The organism is Achromobacter sp. 1011811831, assembly GCF_059760905.1.
The window spans coordinates 50782-74518 of the sequence record NZ_JCBANG010000014.1; the positions used below are offsets into that span (position 1 = coordinate 50782).

General features: G+C 69.1%; 20 protein-coding genes and 2 pseudogenes. 4 read left to right on the top strand and 18 right to left on the bottom strand.

The window, feature by feature from the left end; all coding sequences use genetic code 11:
* Nucleotides 1-25: 25 nt before the first annotated feature.
* Nucleotides 26-1237 (bottom strand): MFS transporter, encoded by a 1212-nt coding sequence (locus tag AC6LJ9_RS08095; protein WP_498147157.1) that lies wholly within the window; start codon nucleotides 1235-1237, stop codon nucleotides 26-28.
* Between the two features lie 147 nt (nucleotides 1238-1384).
* Here AC6LJ9_RS08095 and AC6LJ9_RS08100 point away from each other — a divergent pair, with 147 nt between their 5' ends.
* Nucleotides 1385-2272 (top strand): LysR family transcriptional regulator, encoded by an 888-nt coding sequence (locus AC6LJ9_RS08100; protein WP_498147158.1) that lies wholly within the window; start codon nucleotides 1385-1387, stop codon nucleotides 2270-2272.
* Between the two features lie 8 nt (nucleotides 2273-2280).
* On the opposite strand, the pseudogene AC6LJ9_RS08105 reads toward AC6LJ9_RS08100, so the two are convergent.
* From AC6LJ9_RS08105 to AC6LJ9_RS08125, 5 genes and pseudogenes are all read right to left on the bottom strand, one after another.
* A pseudogene (locus AC6LJ9_RS08105) lies at nucleotides 2281-3835 on the bottom strand (ABC transporter substrate-binding protein).
* Nucleotides 3836-3861: 26 nt separating this feature from the next.
* Nucleotides 3862-4998 (bottom strand): C45 family autoproteolytic acyltransferase/hydrolase, encoded by a 1137-nt coding sequence (locus AC6LJ9_RS08110; RefSeq protein WP_498147159.1) that lies wholly within the window; start codon nucleotides 4996-4998, stop codon nucleotides 3862-3864.
* A 133-nt stretch (nucleotides 4999-5131) separates the two neighbouring features.
* The gene (locus AC6LJ9_RS08115) at nucleotides 5132-8470 is read right to left on the bottom strand and encodes an autotransporter outer membrane beta-barrel domain-containing protein (protein ID WP_498147160.1); all 3339 of its coding nucleotides are present in this window, start codon (nucleotides 8468-8470) and stop codon (nucleotides 5132-5134) included.
* Nucleotides 8471-8681: 211 nt separating this feature from the next.
* Nucleotides 8682-9284: a LysE/ArgO family amino acid transporter gene (locus AC6LJ9_RS08120; protein WP_498147161.1), complete on the bottom strand. Its 603-nt coding sequence runs from the start codon at nucleotides 9282-9284 to the stop codon at nucleotides 8682-8684.
* A gap of 233 nt (nucleotides 9285-9517) precedes the next feature.
* Nucleotides 9518-9739 carry an HP1242/YdcH family protein gene (locus tag AC6LJ9_RS08125; protein WP_103275702.1) on the bottom strand — a complete coding sequence of 74 codons (222 nt, stop codon included), beginning with the start codon at nucleotides 9737-9739 and terminating at the stop codon, nucleotides 9518-9520.
* Nucleotides 9740-10011: 272 nt separating this feature from the next.
* On the opposite strand from AC6LJ9_RS08125, the gene AC6LJ9_RS08130 reads away from it, so the two are divergent.
* Nucleotides 10012-11157, top strand: coding sequence for a sterol desaturase family protein (locus AC6LJ9_RS08130; protein ID WP_212317625.1), 1146 nt, complete (start codon nucleotides 10012-10014; stop codon nucleotides 11155-11157).
* Between the two features lie 27 nt (nucleotides 11158-11184).
* Here the strand turns inward: AC6LJ9_RS08130 and AC6LJ9_RS08135 are convergent, their stop codons facing one another.
* From AC6LJ9_RS08135 to AC6LJ9_RS08185, 11 genes are all read right to left on the bottom strand, one after another.
* Nucleotides 11185-11862 (bottom strand): isochorismatase family protein, encoded by a 678-nt coding sequence (locus AC6LJ9_RS08135; protein ID WP_498147162.1) that lies wholly within the window; start codon nucleotides 11860-11862, stop codon nucleotides 11185-11187.
* Between the two features lie 169 nt (nucleotides 11863-12031).
* Nucleotides 12032-12973 (bottom strand): LysR substrate-binding domain-containing protein, encoded by a 942-nt coding sequence (locus AC6LJ9_RS08140; RefSeq protein ID WP_212317630.1) that lies wholly within the window; start codon nucleotides 12971-12973, stop codon nucleotides 12032-12034.
* A 91-nt stretch (nucleotides 12974-13064) separates the two neighbouring features.
* Nucleotides 13065-14153 carry a LacI family DNA-binding transcriptional regulator gene (locus AC6LJ9_RS08145; RefSeq protein WP_498147163.1) on the bottom strand — a complete coding sequence of 363 codons (1089 nt, stop codon included), beginning with the start codon at nucleotides 14151-14153 and terminating at the stop codon, nucleotides 13065-13067.
* A gap of 32 nt (nucleotides 14154-14185) precedes the next feature.
* A complete protein-coding gene (locus tag AC6LJ9_RS08150; protein ID WP_498147164.1) occupies nucleotides 14186-15217 on the bottom strand; it encodes a M14 family metallopeptidase in 1032 nt (343 codons plus the stop codon).
* A gap of 55 nt (nucleotides 15218-15272) precedes the next feature.
* Entirely contained in the window at nucleotides 15273-15620 is a 348-nt protein-coding gene (locus AC6LJ9_RS08155; RefSeq protein ID WP_103275696.1) for a RidA family protein, read from the bottom strand.
* Nucleotides 15621-15652: 32 nt separating this feature from the next.
* Entirely contained in the window at nucleotides 15653-16438 is a 786-nt protein-coding gene (locus AC6LJ9_RS08160; RefSeq protein ID WP_498147165.1) for a transporter substrate-binding domain-containing protein, read from the bottom strand.
* A 34-nt stretch (nucleotides 16439-16472) separates the two neighbouring features.
* Nucleotides 16473-17213 carry an amino acid ABC transporter ATP-binding protein gene (locus AC6LJ9_RS08165; protein WP_498147166.1) on the bottom strand — a complete coding sequence of 247 codons (741 nt, stop codon included), beginning with the start codon at nucleotides 17211-17213 and terminating at the stop codon, nucleotides 16473-16475.
* Nucleotides 17200-17850: an amino acid ABC transporter permease gene (locus AC6LJ9_RS08170; RefSeq protein ID WP_498147167.1), complete on the bottom strand. Its 651-nt coding sequence runs from the start codon at nucleotides 17848-17850 to the stop codon at nucleotides 17200-17202. Before AC6LJ9_RS08170 ends, AC6LJ9_RS08165 begins: the two co-directional genes overlap by 14 nt.
* Nucleotides 17851-17859: 9 nt before the next feature.
* Nucleotides 17860-18528, bottom strand: a complete 669-nt coding sequence (locus AC6LJ9_RS08175) for an amino acid ABC transporter permease (RefSeq protein ID WP_498147168.1) — start codon at nucleotides 18526-18528, stop codon at nucleotides 17860-17862.
* A 3-nt stretch (nucleotides 18529-18531) separates the two neighbouring features.
* Entirely contained in the window at nucleotides 18532-19833 is a 1302-nt protein-coding gene (locus tag AC6LJ9_RS08180; protein ID WP_498147169.1) for an alanine racemase, read from the bottom strand.
* Between the two features lie 167 nt (nucleotides 19834-20000).
* Nucleotides 20001-20936, bottom strand: coding sequence for an AraC family transcriptional regulator (locus tag AC6LJ9_RS08185; protein ID WP_212317632.1), 936 nt, complete (start codon nucleotides 20934-20936; stop codon nucleotides 20001-20003).
* Between the two features lie 318 nt (nucleotides 20937-21254).
* On the opposite strand from AC6LJ9_RS08185, the gene AC6LJ9_RS08190 reads away from it, so the two are divergent.
* Nucleotides 21255-22301 carry an aldo/keto reductase gene (locus AC6LJ9_RS08190; protein WP_498147170.1) on the top strand — a complete coding sequence of 349 codons (1047 nt, stop codon included), beginning with the start codon at nucleotides 21255-21257 and terminating at the stop codon, nucleotides 22299-22301.
* Here the strand turns inward: AC6LJ9_RS08190 and AC6LJ9_RS08195 are convergent.
* Nucleotides 22298-22789 (bottom strand): GNAT family N-acetyltransferase, encoded by a 492-nt coding sequence (locus AC6LJ9_RS08195; protein WP_498147171.1) that lies wholly within the window; start codon nucleotides 22787-22789, stop codon nucleotides 22298-22300. The genes AC6LJ9_RS08190 and AC6LJ9_RS08195 overlap by 4 nt on opposite strands.
* A 143-nt stretch (nucleotides 22790-22932) precedes the next feature.
* On the opposite strand from AC6LJ9_RS08195, the pseudogene AC6LJ9_RS08200 reads away from it, so the two are divergent.
* Nucleotides 22933-23682 (top strand): annotated as a pseudogene (locus AC6LJ9_RS08200) (YoaK family protein); the annotation flags it as partial.
* Nucleotides 23683-23737: the final 55 nt, after the last annotated feature.

Consider the following 23737-nt stretch of genomic DNA (forward strand, 5'->3'; position numbering starts at 1 on the left):
GTCCGGCGGGATGCGGCGCCTCTTCTCATGCGCGCCGGGCGTGGCGCGGCTCCGCCGGAAAGCCATGGGCGCGCGCCGATCCGGCCAGCAGCAGCGCGGCGATCGCCAGTCCCAGCGCGGCCCAGGGCAGGGCGCCGGCGCCGGAGGCGTCCAGCAGCAGTCCGCCGACGATGCCGCCGCCCGCGATGGCCACGTTCCAGACCGTGGCCAGGATCGATTGCGCCACATCCGCCCCGGGGCCGGCCGCCTCGGCAGAGGCCGTCTGCAGCAGGGTCGGCGAACCGCCGAACGCCACGCCCCAGGCCGCCACCGCCACATAGACCGCCGGCGCATGCGTGCCCGCCAGGCCCAGCGCCAGCACGGCCAGCGCGAAACCGGCCAGGCTCAGCAGCGTCAGCGCGCGCAGCCTGCGGTCGATCAGCAGCCCGCTGATCCAGACGCCGGCCAGCGATGCCACGCCGAACGTCAGCAATACCCGGTCCGTCTGTCCCGACAGGCCGGCCGGGCCGAGCAGGGGCGCCACATAGGTGTAGAGAATGCTGTGCGCCAGCACCCACAGCACCAGCACGGCCAGCACCGGGCGCAGGCCGGGGCTGCGCAGCACCGGGCCGACGCCCTGCCGCCTGCCGGCCGGCTGTCCCGCGAAATCGGGCACCTTCGCCAGGATCCAGGCCATGACCGCCAGCGTCAGCAGCGAGATCGCGCCGAACGCGCTGCGCCAGCCGAGCGCATCGCCCAGCAGCGTGCCCAGCGGCACGCCCAGCGACAGGGCGATGGGCGCGCCCACGCCGGCGATGGCCAGCGCGCGGCCCTTGAGCGGATCGGCCACCAGCCGGCGCGCATAGCCGGCCAGCATGCCCCAGATCAGGCCGCCCGCCATGCCGGCCAGGAAGCGCGCGGCCAGGGCCGTGATGTAGTTGTCGGTCAGCGCTGTCAGCGTGTTGAACACCAGGATCGCGGCCAGCGCCGCGAGCAGCAGCGGGCGGCGACGCCAGCCCTGCGTGGCCGCCGTCAGCGGCACGGCGGCGGCCACCGAGCCGATGGCGTACAGCGTCACGAACTGGCCCGCCAGCGTTTCCGATATGCCCATGCCCGCGCTGATGCGCAGCAACATGCCAGCGGGCAGGGTCTCGGTCAGCAGGGCCAGGAAGCCCGTCATCGCCAGCGCCAGCAGCGCGCCCAGCGGCAGCTTGTCCGCGTCGGGATGCGCGGCGGTCCGCGCGGTCATCGTCGTCATGCTCTCGTCCTTTCATCGAGGTTCGGGCGCGCCGGAAGGCGGCAGGCCCATAGCTGGGACGCAGTGTGGGGGACGGCCGATAAATGAAAAACAGGCTAAAGTTTCAAACACTAATGACTCTGTAGTCATGAATGGGGGCGGGCAGGCATGGACAACATCAGCGCGCTGCACGTGTTCGTCCGTGCCGCGGATACCCGGAGCTTCACGGCGACGGGGCAGCAACTGGGCATTTCGGCATCGGCCGTCAGCAAGGCCATCGTGCGGCTGGAGGAACGGCTGGGCGTGCGCCTGTTCCACCGCTCCACCCGCACGATCAACCCGACGCCGGAAGGCGCGCTGTTCCTGGAGCGCTGCCGCCGCATCCTTCACGAAATGGAGGCCGCCGAGGATGAGTTGCTGCAGACCCGCAGCGAGCCGCGCGGCAAGCTGCGCATCAGCCTGCCGTCGGTCGGCACGCTGTTCATGCCCAAGCTGGGGGAGTTCAAGCGCAGCCATCCGGGCATCGAACTGGACATCGATTACTCGGACCGGCTGGTCGACGTGATCGAAGAGGGGTTCGATGCCGTCATCCGCACCGGCGAGCCCGGCGATTCGCGCCTGACGGCAAGGCGGCTGGGCGCTTGCCGCAAGGTGATCGTGGGCGCGCCCGCCTATTTCGAGGCGGCGGGCTGGCCGCGCGAGCCCCGGGACCTGACGCGCCATGCCTGCCTGCTGTACCGCTTTCCCAGCACCGGCAAGCTGGATGTCTGGCCGCTGGGCCGCGCGTCGGACGAGCCGGCGCTGGAACTGCCCGCCAGCATGGTGACCAACACGCTGGACCCGCAGGTCTGCTTCGCCGAGCAGGGCCTGGGCATCGCCTGCGTGCCGGAAATCGCGGTGCGCGAGCAACTGCGGCAGGGCAGGCTGGTCACCGTGCTGGACGACTACAACAAGCGCGAGATGGTCTTTCACGTGCTGTGGCCGTCCAGCCGCCAGCTGTCGCCCAAGATCCGGGCCTTCGTGGACTTCGTCGCGGCGGAGCTGTTCGCCGACTGAGCGGCGCGCTAGGAGCCGCTTCTTTCCACTTCCCACGCGCGCGGCTTCTTCACCGCCCAGGGCCGGTAGCCCTTGATGTCGCTGCGGAAGGCGCCGATGTCCAGGCCGTTGTACAGCGGAATCGAGGGCACATCGGCCAGGAACAGGCGGTGCAGCTGATCGAAGATCGCCTGTCGCTTGCCGTGGTCGGTTTCCGCCGAGGCGGCCTCGATCAGCCTGGCGGCTTCCGGGTTGTCCCAGACCTTGCGCGGCTGCCTGGCCTTGTCGCCAGTCACCATCTCGTAGTTCAGCGCGGCGTCGAGCCGGGCCGAGTAGGGGAAGGTCATCAGCTGGTAGTTGCCGGCGTTGTAGCGGTCCAGCTGGGCGGCCCATTCCAGCACCGACAGCCTGGCGTTGAATCCGGCCGCCTGCAGCATGGCCTGCACGATGACGGCCGAGTTGTAGGACTGCGGATAGCGCCTGGTCGTCAGGATGGTCAGCTCCTGGCCCTTGTAGCCGGCTTCGCGCGCCAGCCTGGCGGCCAGCGCGGGATCGTATTGCCAGCCTTGGCGCTGCGCCGCGCCGTGATAGGACGACACCAGCGGCACGATCGAATTGTTGGGCTGGGCCAGGCCTTCGGTCACGGCGGCGGCCAGCTGCGCGTAATCGATGGCGTGCGCCAGCGCCTGCCGCAGGCGCGGATCGGCCAGCAGGGGATCGCGGGTCTGCATCAGCAGCGCCGTCATGCTCATCACGGGCGCGTAGGCGACGCGCACATTGGGATCCTGCCGCAACACCGGCACGTCGCTGTTGGACAGGTCCTCGATGATGTCGATGTCGCCGCGCTGCAGGGCAGCCTTGGCGGTGGAATCGTCCGGCACGATCACGAAGCGCGCTTCGTCGATCAGCGGCCGTTTCGAACCCGTATAGCCGTCGGGCTTGCCGTCGCGGTTGGCATAGCCGGCGTAGCGCGCCAGGCGGATGTACTCGCCGCGCTTCCATTCGGCCAGCATGAAGGGGCCGGTGCCGATGGGCTTGTCCCAGGCGCCGTCCGGCTTGACCGAGTCCCGGTGCACGATGCCCGTGCCGCCGCAGTCGGTGCGCGCCAGCGTGGCCAGGAACAGGCTGCTGGGGCGCTCCAGCCGGTACACCACCGTGCGCGGGTCCGGCGCCTGCACCGACAGCACCTTGACCGCGCCGCGGCCATCGAATTCGCTGGCGCAGCGCCAGCCGGTGGCGGGCGCGGTGTCGCGCTGCCAGGACCACAGCACATCGGCGGACGTCAGCGGCGCGCCGTTGTGGAACCGGATGCCGTCGCGCAGCGTGAAGGTGTAGGTCGTGCCGTCGGGGCTGATGTCCACCGACTGCGCCAGCAGGGGGGCGGACCTCGGCGTCCTCGCCGTAGGCCACCAGGCCTTCGACGATGTGCAGCACGACGGCGTCGCTGTTGCTGTCGCGGTTGACGCCGGGCTCGGTGGAGCGGATGTCGGCGGTGAGCGAGATGCGCAGCGGCGCGCCGGCCTGGGCCGCGCCGGCCAGGGCCAGCGAGGCCGCCAGCGCGGCGCTGGACAGGATGGTCTTCATGGGCGGGTTTCCGGTGGCGGCCGCGTTCAGGCGGCGGGCAGCAGCAGGGGTTCGTCCTGCAGGCTGTAGCGCGTGAAGACGCGGTTCAGCGCGGGCAGCGGGGCCACCTCCATCAGTCCGGCGGCGGGTTCCATCACCACCATCGCCACCGTGGCCGACAGATTGTCGTGGCTGCCGGGGCGTGGCGGGCGGCACACGGAATACGGCGCGCCGAAGTCGTCGAACAGCGCGCGCTTGAGATCTTCGCGCGTCAGCTTGGGCGCTTCGTTCAGCAGCCGGCGCACGCGCCAGTCGCGGTAGGCGCTTTCGGGCGTGCTGGCGCGGCCGGTGTCGCGCAGCTTGCCCAGCGCGACTTCGCTGACCCAGTGGTTGGCATGGACGATCAGGTCGTCCGCGCCGGGGTAGATCGGGAAGGCTTCGTCGGTGGTGCACTCGTAGTCCACGCCGAAACCGGCGGCCATGCCCAGCATGATGTTGTTGGAGCAGGATTTCGGCGTGGTGCTGACCGCCTTGATGGCCAGCGCGAAATGCTCCTGTTCCAGCACCTTGCGGCGGATCAGCGACAGCGGCACGCCGAGTTGCTGGAAGTCGCGGTCCGATTCCAGGTAGTTGGCGGTGATGGAGATGCCGGCGCCGTTCAGGCCGCTGCGCGCCAGGCCGCCGGCCTCGACGAAGGTGAGGATGTCCGGGCCGTTGTCGTTGCGCACGCGCAGCACGATCGCGGTGTCGGCGCATTCGGCGCGCCAGTCCCAGTTCTGGCCGTGGATCAGCCGGCCGTTGGCCGAGCGCGAGGGCAGGATCAGCGCGCCGGTGCAGCCGTCGCCCGGCTCCAGCTCGGCCGCCTTCTTCTTTTCGGCGCGGGCCTTGGCGATCACTTCGGTGCGCGCGTTGATCATGACCACGTCTTCGAACGTCACGCCGGCGCCGGCGGCGATGCCGCGCATTTCCTCCAGGTAGTGCGGCGCGAATTGCTCGATCTCGCGCGCGAAGCCCTGGATCAGCTGGCCGCGCGCCATGGCGTCGTAGCCCAGCGAGACCAGGGTCTGGCCGTACATGGCGGCGCTCTTGCGGACGCGGTCCGCCGCCTGCTGGCCATACGAACGGCCACGCGCCTCGGGCGCGCCCGATACGGATACGAAGGGGAATTGCGTGATCTGGGTCATGGGCGTGGGGCGGCGTCGGGCGCCGCGAAGCTTGGGGAAACGGATGGGTTTTGGCGAAAATATAAATCTATTTTGGCGCCAAAAATAGCAAGGGTTTACCCAAGCTGGCGGCGCGCCGCGCCGCCAACGGAAACTACCAGCGATAGCTGACGTTCAGCATGCCGCCATAGCCGCGCTGGCCGCCGCTGCCGAGCTGGCCGATGGCCTGGGCCGAGACCTGCACATTGCGTCCGATCTGTCCCTGCGCGCCGAGCTTGAGTTCGAGCGCGTTGCGAGACGGGGCCGTATCCAGCGTGTTCGCGCCCATGCGCACGGACGGGGTGCCGGGCGCGTGGACCCAGTTGGCTTCCAGGAACGGCCGGATCTTCGGCTGCGGCGCGTCGGGCGCGGCCTTGGGGTAGACGCGCACGCCGGCGCGTGTCGTGACGGCGTTGCGCTTGCCGCTCTGCATGCGGGTGCCCTGCAGCGTGGCGTCCTGGGCCTTGTAGTGGCTGTAGAGCAGCTGGGCCTTGGGCTCGACCACGACATCGGCCAGCGCCGACCCGGCGGCGAAGGGCCGCAGGGCGTAGCCGGTTTCCAGCGAGGCGGACCAGACGTCGGCGTCGTAGCGCACGGCGCCCAGGTCGCTGCTGATGCGATTGTCGTAGCGGCCGTATTGCAGCCACGCGTCGGCATAGGCGCCCAGGCGGGTGGCGTCGTTGGCATAGGCGGTGGCATACAGGCCGACCGAATAGCCGGAGACCTTGCCGCGCGCGCGGGCCTGGGCGGTCTGGCCGGAGCCGGGCAGGCGCAGCGTGGCGTCCGAGCGCGTGCGGGCGTCGCCGTAGCCGGCCATCAGTCCGGCTTGCAGCACGCCGGAATGACCCAGGCGGGCGCGCACCACGTCGCCGCCGATCTGCAGCAGGGTGCTGTCGGTATCGACCTCGACCTTGCCCTCGGCCATGCGCAGGCCGCCGTCGTGGCGGGCCAGGACGCGGGTCCAGAGTCGGCTGCCGTTGTCGGCATCGGAGACGGCGACGCGGTCGCGCAGGCCATGCGAGAACAGGTTCATGGCGGCGCGCTGGTTGCCGGCGTAGGCGCCGGTTTCCGGTGACACGTTCCTGAAGCCGGACGGATCGATTTCCGGCGGCGCGACCGGGTCGGTGGGCGTGACGGGGCCGGTAGGATCGGTGGGACCCGTCGGATCCGTCGGATCTATGGGATCGAGGGGATCGGTCGGGCCAGGCGGCGTGGTGGGTTCGGTGTATTCCGAGGTCAGATACCAGTCGTCGGCCACGCCGCCGTTGCCGCCGCGCACCAGGCTGTAGTCGTAGCCATTGAGGGCGAGGGTGCCGATGCTGGCGCGGTAGCCGGTGGAGCCGGCGTCCAGGTGGAAGGCGTCGCTGGCGGTGACGCCGCCGTTGATGGTTTCCACCACGCGGATGCCCAGCGTGGTCTGGCCGCCGACGCCGCCGGCATTGATGACGCGCAATCCCGTATTGCCGGTGGCCGCGCCGCCGTCGATCACGAGCCGGTCGGTGGGCGAGTTGTCGTCGCCGAGCCGGGTATTGATCGCCAGCGTGCCGCCGCCTTCGTAATTCTTGACCGTCAGGGTCTTGAACGCGCCGGATTGCGGCTGCGTGAAGGTCACGCTGCCGGCGTTCTTCAGCGTGTCCAGCGTGGAGTCGCCGCGCACGTTCCAGGCGCTGCTACCGTCCAGCGCGAGGCTGTTGACGCGTCCGTTGCCGCGCTGCCAGACGGCGCCGGTGAGCGTGGCGCCGTTCGTGAGATCCATGTCCAGCGCGCCGCTTTCGATCAGCACGTCGCCGGTCAGCGCCGAGGCGCTGGCGTCCAGGCGGATCTGGCCAGTTTCGACCGTGGTGGTGACGCCGCCGGAAGTCACATCGATGGAGCGCGCATATAGCAGCATGCCATCGTCAGTGCTGCCGTCCCTGCGCGCCGTGATGTCGCTGCGGTCCAGCGTGATCCGGTGGCTGCCGCCGCTCACCAGCAGGCCCACCGCGTCTTGCGTGTCGATGCGCGAGCCATTGCCCAGGCTCAGCGTGTTGCTGACGCTGGCGGCGGTTCCATAGCTCCAGACGCCGCGCGCATCGGCGCCGGCGGTGTCGATGCTGCTGCTGTCCAGCGAGACTGCCGTGTTGTTGCTCATGGCCAGGCCGGCAGCGCTGTTGCCCAGGGTCTTGATGGCGGTGCCGCGCGTCCTGATGCCGCTGCCGCCGCCGCTGGCGAACAGGCCATGCGCGGTCGTGCCGGATGTGTCGATGGTCGAGTCGCGCAGCACGATGTTCGCGCCGCGCAGGCGGGCCAGGGCGCCTACGGCAAGGTCGCCGTGGGTCCGGATCGTGGTGTTGCTTGCCTCGATGGTGCCGCCGTTGCCGTCTTGGAGCGACATGTACAGCGCATGGCCGTTGTTGCCCCGCGTGGTGATGACGCTGTCCGTCAGGACGACGTCGCCAGCGCGGCTGTCGATGCCGATGAGTCCGGATTCCAGCGTCAGCCGGTTGGCTGTCAGCGTGTTGCCGAGCGAGGGCATCCAGATGCCGGTGCTCTGCGCGCCCATGGACTCGAGGATGACGTTGTCCAGGGTGGCGGACGTATCTTTTGCGTTGATGTTGATGCCTATGCCGGCTTCATTGCGTAGCGACGCGTCGCGAATGGTGGCGTTGGCGTTGCCGTTCGAACCCAGGTAGACCGCGCCGCCCCGGGAAAATATCGAGCCGCCTGTCATGGTCAGCGTGCCGCCGTTGACGGTGATACCCACGTTCTGGTCCGTGCTTACGTCGGTATTCTTGAGCGTGACGACGCTGTCGGCATTGAAGATCTCGATGCCCTTGCCGCCCAGGCTCGAGATCGTGCTGTCGGTCAGCTCGACGCGCGCGCCTTGGTAGGCCTGAACTCCGGTGGAGATCCAGGAAGTGCTTGTGGTTGATATCGTCGTGCCATTCACCTTGACGAGCGTGTCCGCGCCGGAAGCGTCGATGCCATGCGACCCGATGCCCGTCGTCTCGATGCTGCCGCCTTGCAGGGTGACCCGCGCGCCGGATTCGGCCAGGAGACCGTGCGAATTGTTCCCGGCGGTGCTCACCGTGGTATCGCGGGCGCTGATGGAACTGCCCGCGCCCGTGACCGACAGCGCATGGGAGTTCTGGCCAGCTCCCACATTCGAGACGTTGCTGTCTGTCAACGTGGCCGCGCCGCCCGCGCTGACGCGCAGGCCGACGCTCGACCTGTTTGTGATGTTGGGGTCGCCCGCGGTGATGACGGCCCGGTCCGCGTTCAGGCTGTTGCCCGCGATGGAAATGTCGATCGCCGCGCCGGCGCCGGCATGGGTGACGGTATCGTCCGGATTCAGGACGATGGTGGTGGCGCCCGCGGGGTCGTTGATGGTGATCTGCCCGTGTTCGACGGCCAGGACCAGGTTGGGCAGGGCGACGAGCAGCCCCGCCATGATCGGATTGATACGAAACGGCATGTAGGGATTCCTTGCCCCATTGGGGGAAGGAACGCCAGCGCAGCAGGGACGCGATTGCCTATGCCGATATCACCGTGAATTCCTTCATGAATGGGAAGCGCATGTGGTGGAGCGGTTCATGATGGACGGGGCAAAGGGGGAGATATATGAGACGATTCTCAAAGAGCTAGTACTCTTGCTTCATAGTGATCAGTGTGGGTTCCATCTAAATTCAGATAAGCAGTCCCAGGCCGATACAGAACATCGCCACGGCCACCAGCAGGTCCAGCACCCGCCAGGCCTTCGGCTGCGCGAAGAGCGGCCGCAGCAGGCGCGCGCCATAGCCCAGCGTGAAGAAGAACAGGAACGAGGCCGAGATGGCGCCCAGGGCGAAGGCGATTTTCTGCCCTTCGTACTGGCTTGAAATCGAACCCAGCAGCACCACGGTATCCAGATAGACGTGCGGATTGAGCCAGGTGAAGGCCAGGCAAGTGGCGAGCGTGGTCCACAGGCCGTTCGCCTGATTCTCGGACGGCGTCAGGCTGTCGTGATTGCTGCGCAGCGCGGCGCGCAGGCTGCGCGCCGCATACAGGAACAGGAAGGCGGCGCCGCCGTAACGCATCGCGGTTTCCAGCCACGGCAAGGCCGCTACCGCGGCGCCGAAGCCCGCGACGCCGGCGGCGATCAGGATCGCGTCGGACAGGGCGCAAGTCAGGCTCACGGCGAACACGTACTGCTGGCGCAGTCCCTGGCGCAGCACGAAGGCGTTCTGCGCGCCGATGGCGAGGATGAGGCTCAGGCCGAGCAGGAAGCCGGGAAGAAAAGCGTGGGTCATATCGCACCTGTGGGAAAGGGCGACAGACTATCGATGCGGGATGGATTAGAAAATCTAAATATCCTAATCCATGATTAGTACGGCTTATTTTTCTGGCTGATGGCGCGGGCGCGGTTTGAGGCCCAATTGAAACGCCCCGCGCTTGCGCGGGGTCGCGCAGGCCGGGGCGAGCGAGTCAGGAGATCAAGGGCGGGCCGGGCATGAACCGTGCCCGGCGCGAGGCGCGGGGCCGCTCAGGCGTGTCCGTCGGCGGCCCGAAGCATGCCGTAGAGCTTGTCCTTCAGTTGCAGCTTTTCCTTCTTGAGCACTTCCACATCGTTGCCGGACGCCGGGACGATGCCGGCCTCCATGTTCTGGATCTGCTGGTCCAGCGCGTTGTGCCGCTGGAACAGCGCCGAGAAATGGGCGTTCTCGGATTTCAGCTGGGTAATGAGTTGACGGTATTCAGGGAACATATGACGGCCTCTCTGCTGGGTCCGGGTCAGGGAAAAGCACGAACCCACGGAGGGCGCGCGCGAGCTTTGGAAGTGTCGGTTCCATGACAACGCAAGCCGCAACCCTTGTCAATCTTGCGGGTATCCGCCAGTTTTATCGGGCTTGACCGACCGCAAGCCGGCGGCGGATGGGGCAAGGGGGCAGATCTGCACGCGTCTTCTCACGTTTGCTTACATGGCCCGGCGGGCCCGGCGATACACTCGCAGCCCCGTGGAGTCGTCATCGGAATGAAATGAAACAGCGCGCGCCCATCTATCGCCAGATCTGGGAATTGTTCAGGCAGGACGGGCACATTCGTCCCGGCACCGGCATGATCAGCGGCGTGATCGCGCTGTTCCTGGCGATATTGGCGGTGCTGGGCGTGCTGGCGTTCCATTTCCCGGCCTATCTCACCACGCCCGAGCTGCGCGCCTTCTATTCCGTGGACGCGATGCGCGCGCTGCTGTTCGGCGCGCTGCTTGTCTCGGGCACCATCGCGCTGGCCAACATCGTCTTCGGCCGCCAGCGCTGGCTCAACATCGCTGCCTTCGCCCTGGTCTGCGGGGCGGTGGCGGCCGGCGGCAGCCAGGTCGTGGTGACCACCTCCAACACCGGCCACCATCCCTACCTGGGCCTGGACTGGTTCATCCTGGACCTGCTGGCCTCCAGCACCGTCTTCATCATCTTCGAGAAGCTGTTCCCGCTGTATGACGGCCAGCCCGTGTTCCGCACGGAATGGCAGGTGGACATGAAGCACTTCCTGTTCAACCACCTGTCGGTGGGCGCGGTGCTGCTGTGCATCAACTTCTTCGTGCACCGGCTGTTTTCCTGGGCCGCGTATGAGCCGCTGCAGCAGGCCATCGTCGGCCTGCCCTACGCGCTGGAGCTGTTCCTGGCGGTGCTGGTGGCGGACCTGGTGCAGTACGCGGCGCACCGGGCCTATCACGAGGTGCCGTTCCTGTGGCGCATCCACGCGGTGCATCACAGCACCCGCACGCTGGACTGGCTGGCCGGATCGCGGCTGCACATCGTCGAGTTGCTGATCACGCGCGTGGCCGTGCTGGGCGTGCTGTTCGCGCTGGGCTTTTCCAAGCCGGTGCTGGATGCCTACATCATCATCGTCGGTTTCCAGGCGGTGCTGATCCACTCCAACGTCAAGCTGCCCTGGGGCTGGCTGCGCTACATCATCGTGACGCCGGACTTCCACCACTGGCATCACTCGTCGGACACCGAGGCCATCGACCGCAACTACGCGGCGCACCTGTCCTTCATCGACTACCTGTTCGGCACCGCCGTGCGCGGCGTGAGCAGGCGCCTGCCGGAAAACTACGGCATCCTGGACAACGACATGCCGGGCACGTTCCTGGCGCAGCAGGCCTATCCCTTCCGCAAGAAATAGGTCCGGCCGCGCCGCCGGGACTCGGGCTCAGCGCTGTGAATCCAGCGCCTCGCCGTTGCGCACCACGTCCTGCGCCTTGGCGTGGCTTTCGATCAGCAGCTGGTAGGCGGGGAATATCCGGGTGTAGACCTGCGCCCACTGGGCCGCGTCCTCGCGGTTCCAGGTGCGTTGCAGTTCCGAGGCCACGGCGGCCGTGTCCATCGGCACCACGCCGGCCTGGACGATGCGCGCCAGCGTGATCTCCTGCGCCATCTTGCTGTAGGTGCCCGAGGCATCCACCACGGCGAACACGCGGTAGCCGTCGGCGACCGCGCTGATCGACGGAAAGGCCATGCAGACGCTGGTGATGGTGCCGGCGATGATCAGGGTTTTGCGGCCAGTGGCCTTGACCGCCGCGACGAATTCCGGATTGTCCCAGGCGTTGATCTCGCCCCGGCGCGCGACGTATTGCGCATGCGGCGCGTTGTCGTGGATCTCGGGGATCAGCGGGCCGTTCGGACCTTGCGGCACCGAGGCCGTGGTGATGACGGGCATCTTGCTCAGCGTGGCCATGCTGGCCAGGGCGGCGGCGCGGGCGCGCAGCTCGGGCATGGGCATGTCGCCCACGGTCTGGAACAGGCCGCTCTGGTGGTCGATGAGCAGCATGGCGGCATCGTCGGGATCGATCGCGGGGCGCTGGCCGTTGAAGTTGGCGGGGGGGGTCATGGCGGACTCCGAAAAGAAGAATGAGGCTTCATCCTAGAATCCGGCCCGCCGCGGCGGTAGCCGTCGAAAACCGGCCGCAGCGTCCTATCCGCAGGACGCTGCCCGGACATGAGGCCTGGATCTGTTCCGAGTCGGCAGTCCGCGACAGGCGGGCAAGCCCGCTGCCGGACTAGGGGCGTTCGCCCAGCTCCCGGCATTCCTCGCGTTCGCGCCGGGCCAGCTTCTGGTATTCGGCGCCCATGAAATCCAGCAGCTCGCGCACGCCGGGCAAGAGTCCCCGGCGCGATGGAAACACGGCATGCACGCTGCCAGGCTCGGGCGCCCAGGGCCGGCCCACGTCGACCAGCCGACCGTCCGCCAGTTCCTCGCGGATCATCAGGAGGGGCAGCGCCGCCACGCCCACGCCCTGTACGGCGGCCTGCTTCAGCGCCATCATGTCGTCGGTCACCAGGCGCGGGGAGAAGGGCACGCTCAGGCGGGCGCCGTCCGGCCCGTCCAGCTTCCAGTGGCTTTCGCGTCCGTCGATGCCCAGCGCCAGCGTCGGCAGCTGGCCGAGCGCGCCTGGATCCGCGGGCAGCGCCACGGCGCGCGCCAGCGCGGGCGCGGCGACCAGGCGCTGGCCGCTCATGCCCAGCGGCTTCATGACCAGATCGCTGCTTTCGATGGGGCCGAAGCGCACCCGCACGGCCAGGTCGTAGCCCTCGCGCAGCACGTCCACCGGACGGCTGAAGCTCTTCAGGTAGACCTGCACCTTCGGGCACTTGACCATGAAGCGTGCGATCAGCTCGCCCAGGAAATAGTGGATCAGCGCCGGCGGCGCGCTCAGGCGGATGGTGCCTTGCGGCTCGGCGTGGGTGCGGTCGATGACTTCCTGCGCGGCCTCGGCGCCGGCCAGCATGGACAGGCACTGCTCGTAGTATTCCTGGCCCAGCTCCGTGACCGCGAAGCTGCGGGTCGAGCGCTGGATCAGGCGCACGCCCAACCGTTCCTCCAGCAGCGCGATGCGCCGGCTCAGGCGGGACTTGGGTATGCCCAGCGCCCGGCCGGCGGGCGCGAAGCCGCCGTTCCGGACGACCTGCACGAAGTAATAGAGGTCGTTCAAGTCGTGCATGGGTTTTCCTGCCGTTCTGAAAATGGGACAACGGTACGGCAAGCATATACCCAGGACAGGGGCGGGCGCCCGTCCCGCCGGAGGGGCGTGGTCAGACGCTGGCGCGCGCGTGGATGCGCAGCGGCATCACTTGGTGAGGATGGGCCGGCATGCCGCCGCCCAGGCGCTGCAGCAGCATTTCGCCGGCGCGCCGGCCCAGGCCCAGGCTGTCCACGCCGATGGTGGTCAGCCCAGGCTGGATCTCGCCGGCGATGTCGGTTTCGCCAAAGCCCAGCACGGCGAGATCGCGCGGCACGGCCAGCTTGCGGTCGCGCGCTTCGAACATGGCGCCGACCGCCAGCAGGTCGTTGGCGCAGAATACGGCGTCGAACTTGCCGCCTTGCGACAGCAGCCGGGCCAGCGCGGCCCGGCCATCGGCGATGGTCTGCGGATTGTCCACGGCCAGTTCGGCGACGACCTCCAGGCCGCGCTGCGCGGCCGCGGCCGCGAAACCCTGGCGGCGCAATTCGCCGCGGCCGCCGTGGCGGGCCATGAAGGCCACGCGCCGGTAGCCGTGTTCGGCCAGGTGGCTGGCCGCCATGAAGCCGGCGTCGTAATTGGACAGGCCGACCAGCATGTCGATGGGATCGCGCGGATAGGCCCAGGTTTCCATGATGGGAATGCCCAGCTCGCGCAGCGACTGCCGGTTCTCTTCCAGCTCGATGACGCCGGTGAACAGCACGGCCGCCGGCCGCAGCGCGCGCAGCGAGGCGATCATGCTGGTCTCCTTGGCGTAGGAGTACGAGGTCTGTCCCACCATCAGCTGATAGCCCTGCGGCTCCAGCACCTCGGCGCAGCCCTGCACGGCAAGCGCGAACTGCTGGCTGAAGATGTTGGAGACGAAGGCAGCCACCACGCTGGACTGGCCCGAGCGCAGCGCCCGCGCGTGCGGGTTGGACGCGTAGCCGGTTTGCGCCACCACTTGCAGGATGCGTTCGCGCTTGTCCTTGGCGACCTTCTCGGGCTGGCGCAGCGCGCGCGACACCGTGATCGGCGACACGCCCGCCAGCCTGGCCACTTCCTCGATGCGCGGCGGCTTGGCCGGCGGCAGCGCGCGCGGCGCCAGCGGCGGCGCGTCGGGACGCAGGCGCAGGACGTCGTCGTGGGTGGGGGCGGAGGAGGGCGCGTGCCGGTCGCTCATGCTGGTGGGAGTCGTGTGGGTCGGGGCCGGGGTCAGGCGGCCGCCAGGATATCAGCTTGCTCGACCGGGCGCGCCACCTGGATCAGGCAGTCGCCGGCTTCGCTGTCGGTGTGCAGCCGCCGGGATATGACGATACCCGATACCCCGAAATGCAGGGCTTCCTCGGGCGCGTCCAGGCGGTTCAGGTCGTGATAATAGCCGGCCAGGTCGCCGGCGCGGACCTGGGCGCCGATGTCCACGGCGGGCTCGAACCAGCCTCGGCGCGTGGCGAAGATGGCCTGGGCGTGGCTGTCCAGGGCCAGCAGCTGCATGCGGCCGTCGGCCGGCGCGTGCGGTCCCAGCACCGGGGCGTCGATCACGCCCAGCGCCAGCAGCAGCTGGTCGATGGCGCGCTGGGTCGTGGCCAGCGTGGCCGGCGTCAGCGTGCCGCCGCCGCCGAATTCGCCGCTGATGCCGATGGCGCCCGCGCGGGCGGCGGCCGCCATCGAGGTGGGCGCGTCGCGCCCGTTGGCGGCGACAAAGGCGTGGTCCATGCCCAGGCTGGCCAGCAGGGCCAGCGCCTGGTCCATGCGCGCCGGGTCCGCCTGCTTTTCGATCAGCGCGGTGGGCAGGTGCGCCATCGAGGTGCCGCCGGAGTGGATGTCGAAGACCACGTCGTGGCGCGGGAATAGCTCATGCTCCAGGAAATGCGCCAGCCGCTCGGTGGGCGTGCCGCCCGGTGAACCGGGGAAAGCGCGGTTCAGGTTGCCGTTGTCCAGCGGCGAGCGGCGCCGCGCCGCCATCACGGCCGGCACGTTGGCCATGGGCAGGATCGTGATCTCGCCGCGCACGCGGGCCGGGTCCAGCTGGCGGATCAGGCGGCCCAGCGCGATCTCGCCCTCGTACTCGTCGCCGTGGTTGCCGGCCATGAGCAGCACGCGCGGCCCCTGGCCGTTGCGGATGCGGCAGACCGGGGTCTTGATCTGGTAGTAGGGGGAACGGTCCACCGAATACGGCGTGCCCAGGAAACTGAGCGTCTTGCCGTCGGCGTCGAAATCGATCTCGTGAAACAGGCCGGTGTGCATAGGGGGGGCTGCTGCGCCGTCGGGCGGCGCGTGGGAGTGGAGGGGGGGGCGGCGCTCAGCGCAGCGCGGCGATGGCGGTCATTTCCACGCGCAGGTCGGGATCGGCCAGGCGGGCCTCGACGCAGGCGCGCGCCGGCGGGTTGGCCGGGTCCACCCAGGCGTCGTAGACGCGGTTCATGGCGTCGAAGTCGCCGATGGCCGGCAGGAACACGTCCACGGCCAGCAGGCGGGACTTGTCGCTGCCGGCCTCGGCCAGCAGCGCCTCGATCTTGGCCAGCACTTCGCGGGTCTGCGATTCCAGCGTGCCCTGGCGGTTGTCGGCGACCTGGCCGGCGATGAAGACGAAGCCGTTGTATGTCACGGCCTGGCTCATGCGCGAGCCGGATTTGTAGCGCTTGATCATGATGGATTCTCGTGTCTGGATTTGATGGGCGTTCACATCTGCGGCAGCGTCTGGGCTTCCTTGAACCACTTGGTCTGCAACGCGGGCAGCTTGCCGTTCAGGCGGTTGTAGAAGAGGAAGGTGTTGATCCAGTTCAGCAGGTTCTGCTGGCCTTGCTGGACCGCCGCGTGGGCGGGCGACTGGCGGATCAGGAACTTGAGCTGCGGCGCCTTGGCGGGATTGTCGTCGGCGACCTTGAGCGCGATGGCGCTGTTCTCGGCGAAGGACTCGGACTGGCCCGCCAGATAGGCGGCGACCGCCGAGGGCGTGTCCTCGAAGCGCACCAGGCGGGCGCCGGGCGCGTTGTCGGTCAGCCAGATGTCCAGCGTCGAGCCCTTGGCCACCGCGATGCTGCGGTCCTTCAGCTCGTCGACCGTCTTGGCCTGCGGCATGGCGTCGCCGCCGTACACGCCCAGGTTCACGGCCGCGTAGGGCTGCGAGAACATGACCTGCTGCGCCCGCTCGGGCGTGGCGCCTGCGGCGGCGATCAGCACGTCGACCTTGCCGGCCAGCAGGCTGGGAATGCGGCTGGCGCCGGTGACCTGCACCAGCTCCAGCTTCACGCCCATGTCGGCCGCCATCAGCCGGGCCAGGTCGATGTCCAGGCCGGCCGCCTCGCCCTTGGCGTCCTTGAAGCCCCAGGGCGCGGCGTCCATCAGCACGCCCACGCGCAGCTTGCCCGCGCCCAGCACGTCCTGCAGTTTGTCGGCGGCCGACGCGGGCGCGGCCAGGGAAAGACAGAAGGCGGCCGCGGCGGCCAGTCTTGCGTACAGTTTCATGCGATGTCTCCGGGATGGAATGGCTTGGTTTTTTTCAGTGGACGGCGGACGCGGCCGTGCCGATGAACTGGCGCAGCTCGGGCGTGCGGGGATGGGCGAACAGTTCGGCGGGCGGGCCTTGTTCCCAGACGCGGCCCTGGTGCATGAACACGACCTTGGACGCGACGTTGCGCGCGAAGGCCATCTCGTGCGTGACCAGCACCATCGTCATGCCCTGGCGCGCCATGTCTTCCATGACCTTGAGCACTTCGCCCACCAGCTCGGGGTCCAGCGCCGAGGTGACCTCGTCGAACAGCATCAGCGCCGGCGCCATCGCCAGGCAGCGGGCGATGGCCACGCGCTGCTGCTGGCCGCCCGACAGCAGCGCGGGCCAGGCGTCGATCTTCTCGGCCAGTCCGACACGGCGCAGCACGTCCAGCGCCAGCTCGCGGCCCTGCGGCTTGCTGATGCGGCCGTTCAGCACGGGCGCCAGCGTGATGTTGCGCTCCACGTTCAGGTGCGGGAACAGGTTGAACTGCTGGAACACGATGCCCACGCGCTGGCGAAATTGCCGCAGCCCGGGCATGGTGGCGTGGACATGCTCGCCGCCGACGCGGATCTCGCCGTCGTCCACGTTCTCCAGCGCGTTCAGGCAGCGCAGCAGCGTGGACTTGCCCGAGCCGGAGCGGCCGATGATGGTGACGATCTCGCCCTCGTCGATGTCGAGCGACACGCCATTGAGCACATGGTTGGCGCCGAAGCGCTTGTGGATGTTGCGGACTTCAACGAGCGCCATGCAGGCGGTCCTCCAGGTTACGCGCCCACATCGTCAGGGGCAGGCACGCCGCGAAGTACAGCAGCGCGACGCATGAATAGACCAGCAGCGGCTGGAAGGTGGCGGCGCTGGCGATCTGGCCGGCGCGCGCGAGTTCGACGAAGCCCACCACCGAGGCCAGCGAGGTGCCCTTGATCAGCTGCACCAGGAAGCCCACCGTGGGCGGCAGCGACAGGCGCAGCGCCTGCGGCGCGATCACATGGCGGAACTGATGCCACTTCGACAGGCCCAGGCAGGCGGCGGCTTCCCATTGCTCGTGCTTGACGGCCTGGATGCCGCCGTGCCAGATCTGGCCCAGGAAGGCCGCCGCGTAGATGATGAAGGCCACGCTGACCGCCGCGATCGCGGGGACTTCGACGCCAAGGAACACCGGCATGCCGAAGTAGAAGAACATCAGCAGGCCCAGCAGCGGCACGCCCTGCACCAGCTGTTGCAGCGCCGCCGCCAGCCAGCGCAGCGGCGCCAGGCGGTGGCCGCGCAGGAGCGCCAGTCCCAGGCCCAGCGGCGCGCCCACGGCCAGCGCGATGCATACCAGCGCCACGGTCCATTGCATGGCGGTGAACAGCGAGGCGAAATCCGCCCAGGAGAACGTTCTCATCTTTTTCTCCTAGCGCCGGACCGGCCAGGTGAAGACGCGGCTCGCGGCCAGCGCCAGGATGGCCTTGACGATCAGCACCAGCCCGAAATAGAGGGCGCAGATCACCGCATAGACCTCGAAGCTGCGGTAGGTGCGGCTTTCGATGAAGCTGCCGGCGTGGAACAGGTCCTCGGCCGAAACCTGCGAGGCCAGCGAGGTGCCCAGCAGCAGGATCACCAGCTGGCTGCCCAGCGCCGGGTAGACGTTGCGCAGCGCCGGTGCCAGCACGATGTGGCGGTAGACCTGCCAGCTGCTCAGGCCCAGGCAGTGGCCGGCCTCGATCTGGCTGCGCGGAATCGAGTCCAGCCCGGCGCGCAGGATTTCGGTCGCATAGGCGCCAAAGTACAGACTGAGCGCCACGGCCGCCGCCGCGAAGGGCGGCAGCTTCAGGCCCAGGCCCGGCAGGATGAAGAAGACGACGAACAGCTGGATCAGCGAGGGGGTGTTGCGGAACACTTCTACATAGGCGCGCAGCGCCAGCTTCGCCGGACGCGGACCGTGCCGCGACAGCAGCACGCCCGCCAGGCCGATCGCCAGCCCGGCCAGCACGGCGATCGCCGTCAGCTCCAGCGTGACTTGCAAGCCCTGCCAGAGCTGTTCGCGATAGCGCCAGATCTGTTGGAAATTCAGCTGCTGCATGGCTCAACCGAAGTAGGTGCGGTAGGCGCCGCTCACGCGGCCGTCGGCGTCCAGCCCGAAGAACACGCGCCAGCGGTCCAGGCAGGTACACGGATGCGAGATGCCGAACTCGACCACGTCGCCGGGCGCCAGCGTGCTATCGGCCGGCAGGGCCAGGAAGGCGTGCTGGTCGTTCAGCTTGGCGATGTGGGCGGCATCGGCGTTCCAGCCCGTCACCGGCCGGCCGTCGCGGTAAGCGGCCAGCGGCGTGGGCAGGTCCTGGTCGTAGGACACGTCGCGCATGCCGAAGCCGCAGATGGCCAGGCCCGGTTCGGGACGCGACAGCACCTCGCCCCAGAGCCGCAGCGCCGGCTGGAAATCCGCCGCGCTATGGCGTTCGCCGCCGAACTCGAAGCCGGCGCGCTGGTCCATGGCGTTGAGCGCGCGGCGGTACACGCCGTGGTCATGGAAGAAGATGGCGCCGCTGCGCAGCACCAGCAACGTGTTGCCGTCCTGGCGCAATGCGGGTTCCAGCGCCTGCGTGACCTGGTCGAAGAAGGCCGAGCCGCCAGCGGTGAAGACCAGAGGCGCGGCCGGCGCCAGCGCGCGGACCTGATGCAGCGCGTCGATCGCGCGCGCCATCAGGGCGGCGATATTGCGGCGCGTGGCCTCGGGGTCGGACGAGGCGACTGCGCCTTCGTAGGTGGCCACGCCGGCCAGCGACAGCTTGCCGCCCTGGGCCTGCACGGCATCCAGGATGGCGCGTACGCCGGCCGCGTCGCGCGCGCCGGCGCGGCCGCCGCCGACTTCGACCAGCACGTCTACCGGCCGTCCGGCTTCCCCTGCCGCGGCCGCCAGCGCGCGCACCGTGTCGGCGGAGTCCGCGAAGGCCAGCAGGCGGGCGTCGGGATAGGCTGCCAGCAGCCGGCCGAGGCGAGCGCCGCTGGCCAGGCCGCCGATCTCGTTGCCGAGCATCAGCCGGCGCACGCCGGCGCGCAGCAGCACGGCGGCCTGCTGCAGGTTGGCGACCGTCGCGCCCCAGGCGCCGGTGTCGAGCAGGCGCTGCACGATCTGTGGCGACATGGGCGTCTTGGCGTGCGGCGCCAGCGCGGCGCCGTGGCCATGGACGTAGCGGAAGATCTTGTCGGTGTTGTGGGCGAAGGCGGCTTCGTCCAGCGTCAGCACCGGCAGGGCCATGTCGCCATCGCGCGGACGCCAGCCGCGGCTGGCCACGTCGCGCAGCGCGACCGGGGGCGCGCCGGGCGGCACGCCTCGGTAACTGTCGTCCAGGGGAGTGTCGAGCAGGGATTCCAGGAAGGGGTTCATGCGGCCGCCGAAAGAAAGGTTGCCAGAGGGAAACTCTGATTTGGTAACGTTGTCATCCAATGGCCGGCAGTCTAATGGTAACGTTGTCAAATCAAGAATTGGGGCTATCCCCTAGATCCGGAACAGCGGTGCAATGACGGCGCCGCCGGCGCGCGCGAGGCGATCGCTCAGGCCGGCGCCTGCGCCGCCTCGTCCCGCCAGCGTTGCTTGTCGCGCAGCGGCGGCGCGCCGAACAGGCGGCTGTACTCGCGGCTGAACTGCGACGAGCTTTCATAGCCCACCGCGTGCGCGGCCAGAGCCACGCCGGCGTCGTCGGCCAGCATGATGCGGCGAGCCTCCTGCAGGCGCAGGTGCTTCTGGTACTGCAGCGGGCTCATGGCCGTGGCCTGCTTGAAATGATGGTGCAGCGAGGACACGCTCATGTGCACGTCGCGGGCGATGTCCTCCACGCGCAGGGGCTGGGCGTAGTTGTCGCGCAGGATGCGGATGGCCTTGGCCACGCGGTTGAGCTGGCTGTCCTGCAGCACCGTCTGGCGCAGCGCCGCGCCCTGGCCGTCCATCATCAGGCGGTAGAGCAGTTCGCGCTTGATCATCGGCGCCAGGAAGGGAATGTCGCGCGGCGTGTTCAACAGGCGCAGCAGCCGCAGCAGGGCGTCCAGCAACGTGTCGTCCAGCGGATTCACGCTCAGCGCGCGCGAGGTGTCGGACGGCGGCGCGGGCGGCAGGTTCTCGTCGCTGATGAGCGCGGTGATGGCCTCGGGATGCAGGTCCAGCCGCAGCCCCAGGTAGGGCCGGCTCGGGCTGGCCACCGACACCTTGGCGACCACGGGCAGGTCCACCGACGAGATCAGGTAGTGGAACGGGTCGTACTCGTAGGCTTCGTCGCCGACCAGCAGCAGCTTGGTGCCCTGGGCGATGACCGCCAGCGCGGCGGCCTGGAAGCCGGGCTTGGGGCCGACAGGCTGGGACAGGCGGTGCAGGTGCAGGCCGTCGATGGGCGTTTCCATCGAGCCTTCCAGCGTGCCCGTCATACGCTCCAGCAGGCGCAGCACTTCGGCGCGGGCGGAGGCGGTGGCGAGAGTGGAGGATTGGGCAGGGATCATGTCGGCGGGGAAAGGCGGATCGCGGCGGGGGCGCGCCAGCGGCAAGAACGCTGGCGGCAGGATCGGGTGCGGTCAGTGTATGCCTGGCCGGGGGCCTCTTTCCAATGTGGGAGATTGAATCCGGAGAAATAGGCAGAAGGCGCGGAGGAATGGGCGCAAGGCGGACGAGCCGCCGGGACGCGGCAGGATCGGGCAAAAAAAGGGCAGGATCCGGCATCGCGCGCGCCAGACCGTCGCCGCATACTGGCCGGGCTTACGCAGGCCTCGCGCGCCATCCCGGCGCGGCGACGGCCGCCGTACCCTATCAGGAGCACACGCATGCGATACAAGAAATTCGGCAATACGGGACTGTTTGTTTCGGAGCTATGCCTGGGCGCCATGACCTTCGGCGGCCAGGATGGGCTGTGGGGCCAGATCGGCCAGCTGCAGCAGGAAGAGGCCAACCGGCTGGTGGGGCGCGCGCTGGAGGCCGGCGTCAATTTCATCGACACGGCGGATGTCTATGCCGAAGGCCGTTCCGAGACCATCACCGGCCAGGCCCTGCGCGACCTGAAGGTGGCGCGCGACGAGGTGGTGCTCGCCACCAAGGTGTTCGGCCCGACCGGCGCCGGCCCCAATGCGCGCGGCAACTCGCGCCATCACATCATGGAGGGCGTCAAGCGCAGCCTGGCGCGGCTGGGCACCGACCATATCGACCTGTACCAGATCCACGGCTTCGATCCGGCCACGCCGATCGAGGAAACCGTGCGCGCGCTGGACGATCTGGTGCGCCAGGGCCATGTGCGCTACGTCGGCGTGTCGAACTGGTCGGCCTGGCAGATCATGAAGGCGCTGGGCATTGCCGAGCGCCGCGGCCTGGCGCGCTTCGAGTCGCTGCAGGCCTACTACACCGTCGCGGGCCGTGACCTGGAACGGGAACTGGTGCCCATGCTCCGGAGCGAGAACGTCGGGCTGATGGTCTGGAGCCCGCTGGCCGGCGGCCTGCTCAGCGGCAAGTACGGGCGCGACGGCAGCGTCGACGCCGGCAGCCGGCGCCTGGAATTCGACTTCCCGCCGGTCGATCGCGATCGCGCCTACGACTGCGTCGACGTGCTGCGCCGCGTGGCCGAGGCGCGCGGCGTGTCGCCGGCCCAGGTGGCGCTGGCCTGGCTGCTGGCGCAGCCGGTGGTCAGCTCGGTCATCATCGGCGCCAAGCGGGTCGACCAGCTGGACGACAACCTGGCCGCCGTCGGGCTGGCGCTGACGGCGGACGAGTTGGCCGAGCTGGACAAGGTCAGCGCCCTGCCTCCGGAGTATCCGGGCTGGATGCATGTGCGCCAGGGCGAGTACCGGCGCCAGCAGCTGCGCGAGGCCGGCCTGGCTTAGCGCGCTTGGCTGATGGACGCGCGCGGGCCGCCGTTCAGCGGCAGGCGCAGCAGCGGCAGCGCGCGTCCGGGCTCGCCGGGAATCGGCGCGGCGCGCGCGCCGACGCGCACCGCGCCTTGCGCCAGATAGAAGGGCTCGGCCTGCGGATCGGCCTCGATCGCGATCCCCCGGGCGCCCGCAAGCCGCGCCACGCGGGCGGCATGCGCCAGCAGGCGCCGGCCCAGCCCCTGCCGCAAGGCGCGCGGCGCGATCCACAGATGCTCCAGCCGCCAGTCCGCCGTGTCCGGCGCCAGCGCATAGAAGCCCGCGATGCCCTGCTCGTCACGCATGAGGCGCACGCGCCAGCGGCCCAGGTCCGCGGGCGCAAGCGTCAGGTCGTCGCGCCATTGCGCCAGCAGCTCGGGCGGGTAGCCCCACACGGCCTTGGATGCCATGGCCAGCGCGGCCAGTTGCGGCAGGTCGGAAAGCGTGGCGGGGCGTATGGGCATGTCGGGGCGGATGCTGCGTCTGGCGTTGCGGCGCGTCCGGGACGGGCCGCCGGGATTGTGGGCCTGGAGCGCCATGGCGGCGCCCGCAGGCCTAGAATGGTAGCCATGTTCTTCCCGACTGTCCGCCACCCCGAGGCGCGCCCGTGCCCATTCCCTATCTACGCAAGCTGACCGCCGCGCAGCGCAGCCCGGAGGCCAACCGGCACCTGGCCTATGTGCTGACCTTCGTCGCCGGCGCGGTCAATGCGGGCGGCTTCCTGGCCGTGCAGCAGTACACCTCGCACATGTCCGGCATCGTCTCGATGATGGCCGACCACCTGGCGGTGGGCGGTTTGCTGGTGGTGTTGCAGGGCTTGGCGGCGCTGCTGTCGTTCCTGGCCGGCGCGGCGTCTTCCGCATTCATGATCAATTTCGGCCGCCGCTCGCGGCTGGCCAGCGAGTACGCCCTGCCGCTGTTGCTGGAGGCCGTGCTGTTGCTGGTCTTCGGCCTGCTGGGCGCCAATATCGAGCAGCTGCGCTGGTTCTACCTGCCGGCGACCGTGATGCTGCTCTGCTACATCATGGGCCTGCAGAACGCCATGATCACCAAGGTGTCGAAGTCCGAGATCCGCACCACGCACGTGACCGGCATGGTGACGGACATCGGCATCGAGCTGGGCAAGCTGTTCTACTGGAATGCCGCCGGACAGAGCGACGAGCGCGTCCCCGTGCGCGCGGACCGCGCCAAGCTGCGGGTGCTGACCTGCATGGTGAGCCTGTTCTTCGTCGGCGGGGTGGCGGGCGCCTATGCATTCTTCCATGTGGGCTTTGGCTCGACCCTGCCGCTGGCGATCGCGCTGATGCTGCTGGCCATGGTGCCCATCGCCGACGATATCCGGGGTTTCATGCTGCGCCCGTGAGGGACGCGGCGGTCGGGCGCGCAGTTGGCCGCGCAGTTGGCAGCTTGCC